Here is a 13,034-nt window from a genome sequence, read left to right as displayed (position 1 = left end):
GAAGCTCGGTAAAGGCGCGTACTGCGGCGCCTCTTCCCCCGTCTGTGCCAAAGCCGGGCAGGCCATCAGACAAAGACCCAGCACAAGGCGCATCGCTACAGGCCCTCGCGGTGCGGTCCGCGCGGCGTGGCGGGACCGCTCCACACGTGACACGGGATCAGAGTGCGAGACCGTCACGCCCTGCCCCCTTCCGTCTCTGCGGTGGCCTGGCGCTTCAGCTCCTTGCGGATCACCTTGCCGGTCACGGTCATCGGCAGGTCCTCGACCAGTGCCACCTCGCGCGGATAGCTGTGCGCGGCCAGCCGTGCCTTTACCCAGTCCTGCAACTCCTCCGGCGTCACCGAAGCCCCCGGCTTCGGCACCACGTAGGCCTTCACGATCTCGGTGCGCAGCGGGTCGGGCTTGCCGACGACTCCCACCGTGGCCACGCCCGGATGGGTCATCAGGCAGTCCTCGATCTCTGCCGGGCCGATCCTGTAGCCGCCGGATGTTATGACATCGTCCTCACGACCGACGAACCGGATGAAGCCGTCCTCGATCGCGCCCCGGTCCCCGGTCACCAGCCAGTCGCCCCGGAACTTCGCGGCCGTGGCGGCAGGATCGTTCCAGTATTCCAGCATCATGGACCCTGCGCCGCGCCGGATCGCGATGTCGCCCTCGCCGTGCGTCTCCTGCCCGTCCGCGTCGATCACGCCGACATCGAACCCCGGCGCCGCGCGGCCGATGTGGCCGGGCCGCACGTCGAACAGCGCGCTGCAACTCGACGCCACCATGTTGCACTCGGTCTGGCCGTAGAACTCGTTGATCGTGACATCAAACGCCGCGCGGCCCCAGGCCAGCATCTCGGCGCCAAGCGGCTCGCCGCCCGAAGCCACCGACCGCAACCCCCGGACCGAGGCGCCCTCCGCCTTCATCATCCGCAAGGCAGTGGGCGGCAGGAAGACGTTCCGGGCACCGGCCTTCGCCACGCGCGCCAAAATTTTCGGCGAAAATTTTGCCTCCCGCACGGCCACCACCGACACGCCCAGTGCCAGTCCGGGCATCAGCACGTCGAAGAGCCCGCCGATCCACGCCCAGTCCGCCGGGGTCCAGAGCATGTCACCCGCCTGCCCCAGGAAGTCGTGGCTCATCTCGACGCCCGGCAGATGGCCGGTCAGCACGCGATGGCCGTGCAGCGCGCCCTTTGGTTTGCCCGTCGTGCCGGAGGTGTAGATCAGCACTGCCGGCGTCTCCGGCCCGGTTTGGGCCGCATCCGCGCCCCGGCCCTCTTCGGGCAGGTCGGCGCGGGTAACCGGCGCCACACCGAAGGGTGCGAGCATGCCCGATCCTTCCGTGTCCGTCACCACCACCTGCGCGCCGCTGTCCTCCAGCCGCGCACGCAGCGCATCTTCCCGGAACAGCTTGAAGAGCGGCACGCTGATCGCCCCCATCCGCCATGCCGCCACATGCGCCGCTGCGCACAGCGCCGACTGGCTCAGCAGCACGCCCACCCGGTCGCCTTCGGCCACGCCCTTGCGTCGCAGCACATCCTCCACCCGCAGGGACAACGCGTGCAGCCGGGCATAGGACACCCGCTCGGGCCGGTCCTCCGAAAGGTCGAGGATCGCCAGCCGCTCCGGTTCGCGGTTGGCCCATCCGTCGCAGACCTGCTCGGCCATGTTCAGCCGGTCGGGGATCTCCCACCGGAAAGCCGCCCTGAGCGCCGCATATGTCCGGGCCGGCGGCAGCATCAGTTGAGCGTCGCGGTTTCGAGGTAGTGGCTCTGCTCCGCCGTCATCCGCATCAGGCAGGCGTTGAAGGCCGGACCCGCGCCCGTGCCGCCGCCCCACTGGCTGGCCTCGTAGCTGCAGGTCTCGTCACGGTAATCGATCCAGGCCCGCTGCATCCGGCGCAGGGCATCCGCCTGGCTGGGCGCATGTTCGCCGTTCTCCGTGTCCATGTCCCTGGCCTGCGCCATCACGTCTGAGTAGATCGCGTTCAGGCGCGAATCCCACCACTGCGCTTCCTTGTCGTAGCAGGCGCTCATCACCACGGTGGCCGAGCCGTTGCGCTCCATGCAGGTCTCTGCCGCGGCGCCGATGCAGCCTTCGAACGGCTGGCCCGACGCCACGCAATCCGCCGTGTCCTGCGGCGAGAAAACGATGTCCTGCGCCGCCGCCGTGACAGGCAGCGCGACAGGCACGGCAAAGGCCATCCCGAAGACCACCCAGACAGGCGTTGCCAGACGCGCCATGACCATCACCCTGTGCATCATGTTCCTTCTCCCATTCCATCCGGCCGGGTGATCTCCACCAGCCCGCCGAACCGGTTCACCCGGTATTCCCAGCGCGCGCCCTCCGGCCCGCAGCGGACCACCAGCCAGACGCCCTGCCCCGGCACGCCGGTGCAATCCGCCGCCGGCGCGCCCGCCTCGCGCATGTAGCGCCGCCCGTAGGCCTCGATCGCCGTGGTCTCCGTCAGGTTGGCATCTATCCAGCCGTAGCGGAAGGCCAACAACGCCCCGCAGGTCACCAGCACGCCAAGCGGCAGCCACATGACCCAACGCGGCGTCACGGCGCGGGGTTCGCCCGATGCGGCCAACTAGCCGACTTCTGCGGGACAGCCGCCGCGACAAGGCGCGGGAACCGGCCCGCGCCCGGTGTTTCCCCGGCAACGGTCACATGGACCCCATCAGTTCACGTCCGACCAGCATCCGCCGGATCTCGCTCGTGCCCGCACCGATCTCCATCAGCTTGGCATCGCGGAAGATGCGCGCCACCGCCGCGTCGTTCAGGAACCCGGCGCCGCCCATCGCCTGCACCGCCTGATGCGCCTGCTTCATCGCCTCCTCCGAGGCATAGAGACAGCAGGCCGCCGCGTCCGCACGCGTGACCTCGCCCCGGTCGCAGGCCTTGGCTACCTCGTAGACATAGGCACGGGCCGAGTTCATCGCGGTGTACATGTCGGCGATCTTGCCCTGCATCAGCTGGAACGACCCGATGGGCTTGCCGAACTGGTGCCGGTCGCGCAGGTAGGGCATGATCTCGTCCATGCAGGCGGCCATGATCCCAAGGCCGATGCCCGCCAGCACGACGCGCTCGTAGTCGAGGCCGGACATCAGCACGCGCACGCCCTTTCCCTCCTGGCCCAGCACGTTCTCGAAGGGCACTTCCACATCCTCGAAGATCAGCTCGGCCGTGTTCGATCCGCGCATCCCCAGCTTGTCGAAATGCGGGCTCGTGGAAAAGCCCTTCATCGACTTCTCGACCAGGAAGGCGGTGATGCCCTTCGGCCCGGCGTCCGGGTCGGTCTTGGCATAGACCACCAGCGTGTCCGCGTCCGGGCCGTTGGTGATCCAGTACTTGTTGCCGTTCAGCACGTAACGGTCGTTGCGTTTCTCCGCGCGCAGCTTCATCGACACCACGTCCGAACCGGCAGAAGGTTCCGACATCGCCAGGGCGCCCACATGCGCGCCCGATATCAGCCCCGGCAGATACGTCCGCTTCTGCTCTTCCGAGCCGTTCAGCCGGATCTGGTTCACGCAGAGGTTGGCATGCGCCCCATAGGACAGCGAGACCGAGGCAGAGGCCCGCGCGATCTCTTCCACGACGACCGTATGGGCGAGGTATCCCATGCCCGCGCCACCGTACGCCTCCTCGACCGTGACGCCCAGCAGGCCCAGCTCTCCCATCTCGGGCCAGAGTTCCGGCGGAAAGACGTTGTCGCGGTCGATCGCCGCCGCCATGGGCTTTACCCGCTCCTGGGCCCAGCGATGCACCATCTCGCGCAGCGCATGCACATCCTCGCCCAGATCGAACCGCATGCTCGCAAGAAACATCGTCTCTCCTCCCCCTTATTGAACGCTTGTTCATTTAACGCCGCCGAAACCACTGCGTCAAGGCTTCCCTAAGTTCCGCGTCCGGAGCAACGGTTTCTTAACGCCTTGGGACGCATCGTCTGTGTCTCAACTGTCCGCACTCGGACGGCGACGCAGCGCACCGTATACGCCCGCCTGACCCTGCGCTCGCCGAACCCGACAAGACGCAACGTGACCCGATCCGAAGACATGCCGCGCCGCAGACAACATTCCATAATCAGTGCCGTGACACTCGGCGGGGCCGCCATTTCCGGCGCCGCTTTCGTCTGGTTCTGGATTGCCACCGATCAGTTGCGCGCAGACTGGCGCCTCCACATCGAAACCTCTCTCGAACTGGAGCGGGCGACCGGCTACACGGGTTTCATCCACGACTTCAAGAACGCGGTGCTGCGGCCCGAAGAACCGCATTACATCGCCGATGCCCTGGCGGACTACGAAAGGGCGATGGCGGCCGTGGCGACCCTGCAAAGGCTTGCCGCCCAGCGCAACGTCGACGTCGACGCCAACCTGTCGCCGTTCCTGCAGGCGCTTGAAGCCTACCGGCAGAACCTCGACTTTCTGCTGGCCGGACAGCGCAGCGCGACGGACAGAATCCGCGACATCGATGCCATGGTGCGCGTACCGGACCGAGAAGCGCGGCAAAGCCTGGACGACGCGACGCTTGCCATCACCTCCGCCTTCCGGACGGCGTACCAACCCGCGCGCCGCGCCATGCTGGCGTCGCTGTTCGCCAGCCTCATGCTGGCGATGCTGTACGTGCTGGAACTGCGCAACAACGCCCGCGCCCGCGAATCCCACCAGCAGCTGAAGGCGCAGAAGACCGCGCTCGACACCGAGGTGCGCCATCGCCGCGACCTCGCCATGTCCTACCGGCAACTGCAGCAGATCAACCGCGAACAGGCGGAGATGACCTATGCCATCTCACACGATCTGAAGGCGCCGACAAACACCGCGCTGATGCTGCTGGCCGCCGTCCGGCAGGACCTCGAAGAGGCGAACGCCGATCTGCCGGGGGACGCGGCGGAACTGATGAGCGACCTCGGCGGCGTGCTGACCCGCATGAACAGGCTGGTGGAGGACATGCTGACCTATACCCGCTCGCTCGACACCGAATTCACGCGGGAGGACGTGGACCTCGACACCGTTCTCGACACCGTGCTGACCGATCTGCGCGCCGACATCGCCAGCGCCGGGGCCGAGATCCGGCGCAGCCCCCTGCCGCACCTCCCGGCCCACCCTCCGCAGATGCGCCAGCTCTTCCAGAACCTCGTGTCGAACGCGCTGAAATTCCGCCGCCCCGGCGTCGCGCCTGTGGTCTCAATCGCCCCGGCAGAAGCGGCGGAGGGCACGGTGGTCATCACCGTCGGCGACAACGGCATCGGCATCGCGGAGGATCAGCAGGACCGGATCTTCGCGCTGTTTGCCCGCCTGCACAACCGGACCGAATTCGACGGCTCCGGCCTCGGGCTGCCGATCTGCCAGAGGATCGCGCAGACCCACGGCGGCGACATCACGCTGACCTCCATCCCCGGCGAAGGCAGCACATTCACCATCACGATGAAGGCAGCCTGACATGATCGACCACCTGATGACCATCGACGACGAACCCATCGACCAGAAGCTCTACAAACGCCTGATCGAACGCTCGGGGCTGGTGGGCACCCTGCACCAGCACCTCGGCGGCGAAACGGCGCTGGATTTCTTCGCCAACCCCGACCGTCCGGAGATCGACGCCATCCTGCTCGACATCAACATGCCCGGCATGAACGGGTTCGAGTTCCTCCATGCCGCCACCACCCGGTTCGGCACGCATTTCGTGAAATGCGCGGTCATCATGCTCTCCACCTCCGCGCGGGAGGAGGACAAGGCCCGCGCCCATTCATTCGATGTGGTGCACGGCTTCATGACCAAGCCGCTGACGCTCGACGCGTTGCGCCAGGTGGACACTCGCCTCGCGGAGCTCTGCGGCGCTCAGGTCCAGCCACCCGCCGCCTGATCCCGCTGCGTCGCGCCGACCGGCGCGCCAAACCCTGCGCCGACCGGCGCGCCAATCCCGGCGCCAACTGGCGCGCCAAACGCAGCGCCAGCGCGCGCGCCAGCTGTTGCGCCGACCCTCGCGCCCGTCGTTGCGCCGGGCGCGACAAACCCGGACGCTCCCCACGCCTATCACGTGACCCCGACAACCCCACCCTTGTCCTTCGCCCGCCAAGCAGGGAAACTGCCCGCCGTGAACGCAAAGCCCGGACAGGAAGGAAACGGCGGTGTCAGACCTAGACGAGGCAGAGCGGCTGCTGGACGCCGGCGACCGCGACGGCGCACGCGCCCTGCTGGACGCGCTGCCGGACAGCCTTCTTCATGCGCCGCAGGCCTACCGCCTGCGCAACCGTCTGCGACCGCAGGCGCTGCCCGGTCTGGGCGCCGCCCGTCCCACCCCGGCCGAGGCACAGAGACTCGCCGCCCTGCTGAACGGCGGCCAGGCAGAGGCCGCGCTGACCATGGCCCGCGCGCTCGCCGCCCGCTACCCGGACGCCGCAACCCCGCATGAGGCGCTTTACCACGCCTTCACCGCCCTGCGCCGCCCGGCGGAGGCCCGCGATGCCGTGGCCGAAGCACTCTGCCGCACCCCCGACAAACCGACGCTTTACCGCGACCTCGCCCGCACGCTCATGGACCTGGGCGAGATGGCAGCCCTGCGCGCGCCCGCCGAGGCCGCCGCCGACGCCCTGCCCGACGATCCGCACGCCGTGCGGCTGGCCGCCGTGGCCGCCCATGTGAACGGCGCGCGCGAGACGGCGCGGACACGGTTCGCCACGCTCACCCGGCTCCAGCCAACCAACGGCGCCGCGCACCGCGCGCTGGCGGAAACCAGCCGCTACACCTCGCGCAGCGACCCGCACCTCGCGAAGATGAAAAAGCTCGCCGCCTCCGGCAAGCTGTCCGAGGCCGACCTGTACGAACTGGAGTTCGCGCTCGGCAAGGTCTTCGACGACCTCCGCCGCCCGCGCGAGGCCTTTCGCCACTATAGTCTCGGCAATGCCCGGAAGAAGAAGGCGCACGGCCTGTCGCTGGCGCCCTACGCGGCAGAGGTCGCGCGGCTGAAGGACCTGCCCGACCTGCCGCAGCCCGCGCCCAGCGCGCCGATGCCGATCCTCGTCATCGGCCTTCCCCGCTCCGGCACCACGCTGACGGAAACGATCCTCTCCGCCCACCCACAGGTCGGCACGGCGGGGGAATGCACCTACCTGCGCGCCAAACTGTTGCCCGCGATGATGGCCGGCACCCCGGACCCGGACACGCTGGCAAAGCTGCGCGACGGTTACCGCCGCACACTCGCCGGAGGGGGCCGGGAACAGGGGTATGTGGTCGACAAGATGCCGCTCAATTTCCCGCTTCTCGGGCTGGTGCACGCGCTGATCCCCGAGGCGCGGATCGTCGCGCTCGACCGCGACCCGATGGCGCTTGGCTGGTCGCTGTTCCGGCAGTGTTTCGTGAAGACCGGCAACGGCTTCGCCTATGACTTCGACGACATCGCCGGGGCCATGGCGCTCTATCGCGAGACGCTGGACCACTGGCAGGCGCAGGGCGTGCCGATCCACCGCCTCTCCTACAGCGCGCTGACCGAGACCCCGCGCGAGACGGTGGGTGCGCTGCTCGACGCCGTGGGGCTGCCCTGGGACGACGCCTGCCTGGCCTTCGGCACATCCGACCGTGTGGTTGCCACTGCCAGCTCGTTGCAGGTCCGCGACGGCATCTACACCGGCAGCGACGCTGCGTGGCAGGCCTATGCCGACCACCTCACGCCGCTGCGCAGGGCGCTGGAAGCACGCGGGCTGCTGGCTCAGGCGGCCTGATAGACCGCGCCGACCTCTGCCCGGACGATGCGCGCGATCAGGGCGCAGTCCTCTTTCGAGAAGGTGAGCGGCAGGCGCATGTCGACGATGCCCTTCAGGATGCGGTCGGAGGCGGGCATCCTCTCGCTGTCCACGTAGCGCCAGCTGTCGTAGCGCGAGGTGAAGCCCGTGGGCTCGGCCCCGCCGAACCACTTCAGTTCGACCCCGCGCGCGGCGCAGCGGCGGAGCACGTCGCCTATCGCATCGTCGCTCCAGTCGAGCAGCAGGAACTGGAAGGAGGAGCCGACCGGCACCTCCTTCGGATCGCGCGCGACCAGCGTCAGGCCCGGCGTGTCCGCCAGCCCCGCCTCCACCACCGCGTAGCGCGCGTTCCAGCGCGCCACCTGCGCCCCGAGCGCGGCCAGCTGTGGCCTCAGGATCGCCGCCCGCAGGTTGTCCATTCGCCCCGAGACGTTGGGGGTGACGTATTTCAGCTCGGCGAAGGCCTCGGGCGGCGGCGCGGCGAGGTGGCGCTCGAAGAGCATGTAGGAGCCCGAGAGCATCACCGCCCGCGCCGCGATCTGCGCATCGTCGGTGACGAGGAAGCCGCCCTCGCCCGAGTTCATGTGCTTGTAGGTCTGGGTCGAATAGCAACCGACCGCGCCATGGCGCCCCGACGGCACGCCGTTCCACGACGCCCCCATGGTGTGGGCGCAATCCTCGATCACCGTGACGCCCGCCGCATCGCAGATCGCCATGAGCGCGTCCATGTCGCAGATGTGGCCGCGCATGTGACTGAGCATCAGCACCTTCGCGCCGCTCGACTGGACCTTGAGCGCGAGGTCGTCGAGGTCGATCACCAGCCGCTCCGTCACCCCGACGAAGACCGGCACCGCGCCGAGCGCGGCGATGGCCCCTGGCACCGGCGCCAGCGTGAAGGCGTTGGTCAGCACCCTGTCGCCCGGCCCCGTGCCCACGGCGCGCAGCGCGCACCCCAGCGCATAGCCGCCCGAGGCCACCGCCAGCGCATAGGCCGCGCCGGTGAAGCCCGCGAACTCCTGTTCCAGTAGCGCGGTTTCCGACAGCTCGCCCGGGGCGGTGTTGTAGCGGTGCAGGCGCCCGTGGCGCAGCACGGCCAGCGCCGCGGCGATGCCTTCGTCGGGGATCGGTTCCTGCTGGGTGAATGAGCCGGTGAAACGTTCTGTCATGGCGTCATCTGTGCCGAGGCGCCGGGCGGGGTCAATGGGTTTCGCCTGCCTTGCGGCAGCCGATCCACGGGGGAGGCGCTGCCTCCCCCGGACCCCCTCCGAGGTATTTGTGCCAAGATGAAGGGGCTGTCAGCCGATCAGGCGGCGGACCTCTGCCGGGAGTTCGCCGAAATCGGCGATCAAGCCTTCGGGATGGAGGGCGCGGACAGCTTCGCCTTCGGGGGCGAAGGTGACGAGGATGCAGGGCACGCCAGCGGCCTTCGCAGTCTTGCGGTCGGTGTCGCTGTCGCCCACGAGGAGCGAGGACTGGCGCCGGCCGCCGCAGCCGTCGACCGCCGCCCAGTAGGGCGCCACGTCGGGTTTGCGGGTGGGCAGCGTGTCGGCGCCTACGAGCGATCCGAAGAGGTCGCGCACACCCAGCGAGGTCAAGAGCTTCTCGGCCATGGCGGCGGGCTTGTTCGTGCAGATGCCCGTCGCATAGCCGTCGCAGCGCAGCGCCTCGACCTGTTCGGCGGCGCCCGGATACAGCGTGGTGTGGGTGTCGAGGGCGGCGGCATAGGCCTCCAGCAAGGGTTGATACCAGCGGTCCACCGCCTGCGCCGAGTATTGCCCGGCGCGTTCCAGCCCCACGGTGAGCATGCGCTTGCCGCCGCGCAGCGCCACGCCCGCGTCGGCCACTGGGTCGAGCCGCTGGTCGAGGCCCATCAGCCCGAAGCAGGCATTGGCGGCGGCGACGAGGTCGGCGCTGGTGTCGGCCAGCGTTCCATCCAGATCGAAGATCACACAGCGCGTCATGGTCCTGCCTTCCTGTCCGTTGTCCGGTCGTGGCGGCCCGCCGCCCCCGGAGCCGGATGTCACATCCCGCAACCAAGCGTGACCCTGCCCCGGCTTGTCATGGCCCGTGAAGCCTATAAAACGGCGGGCAGAGAAGAACAAACCAGATCGAGCCGTATGCCCCTAGCCCTGATCGTCCTCGCCGCCGGGAAAGGCACCCGGATGGACTCCGACCTGCCGAAGGTCCTGCACCGCATCGCCCAGGCGCCCATGCTGTGGCACGCCCTGCGCGCGGGTTATCGCCTGGCCCCCGACCACACCATCATCGTGGCCGGTCACGGCGCCGACGCGGTGGAGGCGGCGGCGAAGGATTACGATCCCGACGCCCACATCGTCCTGCAGACCGAACAGTTGGGCACCGCCCATGCGGTGGGACAGGCCTTGCCGCTGCTGGAGGTGTTCGACGGCGACGTGCTCGTGCTGTACGGCGACACGCCCTTCATCTCGGAGGAGACGCTGCACGCCATGACCGAGGCGCGGCGCACCCACGACGTTGTCGTGCTGGGCTTCGAGGCCGCCGATCCCGCCCGCTATGGCAGGCTGGTCACCGAAGGCGACGACCTCCTGAAGATCGTCGAGTACAAGGACGCCACCGACGACGAGCGCGCGATCACGCTGTGCAATTCCGGTGTCGTGTCCGCAGACCGGGCGACGCTGGCCGCGCTGGTCGCGGAGGTCGGCAACGGCAATGCCTCGGGCGAGTTCTACCTGACCGACATCGTCGGGCTGGCCCGGGCGCGCGGCCTGACCGCCACCGTCGTCCGCTGTCCGGAGGCGGAGACGCTGGGCGTCAACTCCCGCATGGACCTCGCGCAGGCGGAGGCCGCCTTCCAGGCCTACATGCGCGCCCAGGCGATGGCGGAGGGGGTGACGCTGGCCGCGCCTGAGACCGTCTTTTTCGCCTGGGACACGGTGATCGGGCGCGATGCGGAGGTCGAGCAGAACGTCGTCTTCGGGCCCGGCGTCACGGTGGAAACCGGCGCCCGCATCCGCGCCTTCAGCCACCTTGAGGGCGCGCATGTGTCGCGCGGCGCCATCGTCGGCCCCTATGCCCGCCTGCGCCCCGGCGCGGAACTGGCGGAGGACGTGCACGTCGGCAACTTCGTCGAGGTGAAGAACGCTGTCCTGCACGAGGGGGTGAAGGCCAACCACCTGACCTACATCGGCGACGCGGAGATCGGCGAGAAGACCAACATCGGCGCGGGCACGATCACCTGCAATTACGACGGCGTCTTCAAGCATCGCACGGTGATCGGCAAGAACGCCTTCATCGGGTCGGACACCATGCTGGTGGCCCCGGTGACGGTGGGCGACGGGGCGATGACGGCCTCCGGTTCGACCATCACGAAGGACGTTCCCGCCGGCGCCATGGCCATCGAACGGGCCGAGATGACGATCAAGGAAGGCTTTGCCACCAAGCTGTTCAACATGCTGAAGGCCCGCAAGGCCCGGCAGCAGAACTGAGAGGACTCCCCATGTGCGGAATCGTCGGCGTTCTCGGGACCCATGAGGTCGCCCCCATCCTCGTCGAGGCGCTGAAGCGGCTCGAATACCGCGGCTACGACAGCGCGGGCATCGCCACCGTGAACGGCGGCCATCTGGACCGCCGGCGCGCCGTGGGCAAGCTCATCAACCTGTCGGACGCGCTGGTGCACGATCCGTTGCGCGGCAAGTCCGGCATCGGCCACACCCGATGGGCCACCCACGGCGCCCCCTCGGAGGTCAACGCCCACCCGCACAAGCGTGGCCCGGTGGCGGTGGTCCACAACGGGATCATCGAGAACTACAAGGACCTGCGGGCGAAACTGTCGGACGCCGGCCTGCTGCCCGAGACGGAGACCGACACCGAAACCGTGGCCATGCTGACGCAGCACCACATGGCGCAGGGCAAGTCGCCGGTGGAAGCGGCCATCGCCACCGTCGACGAGCTGGAAGGCGCTTTTGCGCTGGCCTTCCTGTTCGACGGCCATGAAGACCTGATGGTCGCCGCGCGCAAGGGCAGCCCACTGGCGGTGGGCCACGGCGAGGGCGAGAACTACGTGGGCTCCGACGCCATCGCGCTGGCCCCGCTGACCGACCGCATCACCTACCTGGAGGAGGGCGACCTCGCCATCCTGACGCGCGAGACGATCGAGATCCGCGACCGCGAGGGCCGCCGCGTCAACCGCGAGGCGCGGACCATCAACATGGACGCCGCACGCGTCGACAAGGGCGGCTACAAGCACTTCATGGCAAAGGAAATCGCCGAGCAGCCCTCCGTGATTTCGGCCTGCCTGTCCGCATACCTGACCGAAAGCGGCGTCGCCCTGCCCGATCCGGGCATCGACTTCACCACCATCGACCGGCTGACAATCTCCGCCTGCGGCACTGCCTACCTTGCCGGGCTGACCGCCAAATACTGGTTCGAGCAGGTCGCAGGCCTGCCGGTGGACGTGGATATCGCCTCGGAATTCCGCTACCGCGAACCGCCGATCCCGCCGAAGACCGCCGCGCTGTTCATTTCCCAGTCGGGAGAGACCGCCGATACGCTGGCCGCGCTGCGCTATTGCCGGGACAAGGCCTCGGTCGTCTGGTCGGTGGTCAACGTGCCCGAAAGCTCCATCGCGCGGGAAAGCGACCTCGCCCTGCCGATCCACGCCGGGATCGAGATCGGCGTCGCCTCCACCAAGGCCTTCACCTGCCAGTTGACGGTGCTGCTGTTGCTGGCGCTGAAGGCGGCGGAAGATCGCGGCCGCCTGACGCCCGAACGGCGCGACGACATCCTGACCGCGCTGCGCGCGCTGCCGGGCACCTTCAACGCGGCACTCGGCCGCGACGAGGTCATCGCACAGGCCGCCCGCCGCCTATCGGAAGCGCGCGACATCCTGTTCCTGGGGCGTGGCCTGATGTATCCGCTTGCCCATGAAGGCGCTTTGAAACTTAAGGAAATCAGCTACATACACGCCGAAGCTTATGCATCCGGCGAACTGAAGCACGGCCCCATCGCGCTGATCGACAAGAATGTGCCGGTGGTGGTGCTGGCGCCGAAGGACAGCCTATTCGAAAAGACCGTCTCCAACATGCAGGAGGTCATGGCCCGTGGCGGCCAGGTCCTGCTGGTGACCGACAGCGCGGGCGCGGCCATTGCCGGCAACGATGTGTGGAAGGTCATCCAGATGCCCGAGGTGCCGGAGATCCTGACCCCGATCCTTTACGCGCTGCCGGCCCAGCTTCTGGCCTATCACACCGCCATCGCTAAGGGCACGGACGTTGACCAGCCCCGCAATCTCGCGAAATCTGTGACGGTAGAGTGACCCCGGAAGGACC

11 protein-coding genes are annotated in these 13,034 nt (G+C 68.5%); 5 read left to right on the top strand and 6 right to left on the bottom strand.

What is annotated here, in order from left to right:
- Positions 1–173 precede the first annotated feature (173 nt).
- From ABFK29_RS09780 to ABFK29_RS09765, 4 genes are all read right to left on the bottom strand, one after another.
- Entirely contained in the window at positions 174–1,730 is a 1,557-nt protein-coding gene (locus tag ABFK29_RS09780) for an AMP-binding protein (protein ID WP_005857435.1), read from the bottom strand.
- Positions 1,730–2,254: a lysozyme inhibitor LprI family protein gene (locus ABFK29_RS09775; protein ID WP_005857433.1), complete on the bottom strand. Its 525-nt coding sequence runs from the start codon at positions 2,252–2,254 to the stop codon at positions 1,730–1,732. The genes ABFK29_RS09780 and ABFK29_RS09775 overlap by 1 nt, the downstream gene beginning before the upstream one ends.
- The gene (locus ABFK29_RS09770; RefSeq protein ID WP_050772382.1) at positions 2,251–2,580 is read right to left on the bottom strand and encodes a hypothetical protein; all 330 of its coding nucleotides are present in this window, start codon (positions 2,578–2,580) and stop codon (positions 2,251–2,253) included. The genes ABFK29_RS09775 and ABFK29_RS09770 overlap by 4 nt, the downstream gene beginning before the upstream one ends.
- Before the next feature lie 76 nt (positions 2,581–2,656).
- Positions 2,657–3,817: an isovaleryl-CoA dehydrogenase gene (locus ABFK29_RS09765; protein WP_005857429.1), complete on the bottom strand. Its 1,161-nt coding sequence runs from the start codon at positions 3,815–3,817 to the stop codon at positions 2,657–2,659.
- A gap of 210 nt (positions 3,818–4,027) precedes the next feature.
- Here ABFK29_RS09765 and ABFK29_RS09760 point away from each other — a divergent pair, with 210 nt between their 5' ends.
- From ABFK29_RS09760 to ABFK29_RS09750, 3 genes are all read left to right on the top strand, one after another.
- Complete coding sequence (locus ABFK29_RS09760) at positions 4,028–5,428, top strand: ATP-binding protein (RefSeq protein ID WP_050772380.1); 1,401 nt, start codon at positions 4,028–4,030, stop codon at positions 5,426–5,428.
- Between the two features lies 1 nt (position 5,429).
- A complete protein-coding gene (locus tag ABFK29_RS09755; protein ID WP_005857425.1) occupies positions 5,430–5,852 on the top strand; it encodes a response regulator in 423 nt (140 codons plus the stop codon).
- A gap of 265 nt (positions 5,853–6,117) precedes the next feature.
- Entirely contained in the window at positions 6,118–7,707 is a 1,590-nt protein-coding gene (locus tag ABFK29_RS09750; protein WP_005857424.1) for a tetratricopeptide repeat-containing sulfotransferase family protein, read from the top strand.
- Here the strand turns inward: ABFK29_RS09750 and ABFK29_RS09745 are convergent.
- Both ABFK29_RS09745 and ABFK29_RS09740 read right to left on the bottom strand, forming a co-directional pair.
- The gene (locus ABFK29_RS09745; RefSeq protein ID WP_005857422.1) at positions 7,695–8,894 is read right to left on the bottom strand and encodes a DegT/DnrJ/EryC1/StrS family aminotransferase; all 1,200 of its coding nucleotides are present in this window, start codon (positions 8,892–8,894) and stop codon (positions 7,695–7,697) included. The genes ABFK29_RS09750 and ABFK29_RS09745 overlap by 13 nt on opposite strands.
- Positions 8,895–9,023: 129 nt before the next feature.
- Positions 9,024–9,689, bottom strand: coding sequence for an HAD hydrolase-like protein (locus tag ABFK29_RS09740; protein WP_040604355.1), 666 nt, complete (start codon positions 9,687–9,689; stop codon positions 9,024–9,026).
- A gap of 156 nt (positions 9,690–9,845) precedes the next feature.
- On the opposite strand from ABFK29_RS09740, the gene glmU reads away from it, so the two are divergent.
- The gene (gene glmU / locus ABFK29_RS09735; RefSeq protein ID WP_040604354.1) at positions 9,846–11,192 is read left to right on the top strand and encodes a bifunctional UDP-N-acetylglucosamine diphosphorylase/glucosamine-1-phosphate N-acetyltransferase GlmU; all 1,347 of its coding nucleotides are present in this window, start codon (positions 9,846–9,848) and stop codon (positions 11,190–11,192) included.
- A gap of 11 nt (positions 11,193–11,203) precedes the next feature.
- Positions 11,204–13,021, top strand: coding sequence for a glutamine--fructose-6-phosphate transaminase (isomerizing) (gene glmS / locus ABFK29_RS09730; protein ID WP_005857411.1), 1,818 nt, complete (start codon positions 11,204–11,206; stop codon positions 13,019–13,021).
- The last annotated feature ends 13 nt before the right edge of the window (positions 13,022–13,034 follow it).

Origin of the sequence: Sagittula stellata E-37 (genome assembly GCF_039724765.1) — a bacterium.
GTDB lineage: Bacteria > Pseudomonadota > Alphaproteobacteria > Rhodobacterales > Rhodobacteraceae > Sagittula > Sagittula stellata.
The sequence above is the reverse complement of the archived record's forward strand: the minus strand, read 5'-3'. Positions and strand labels throughout refer to the sequence as shown.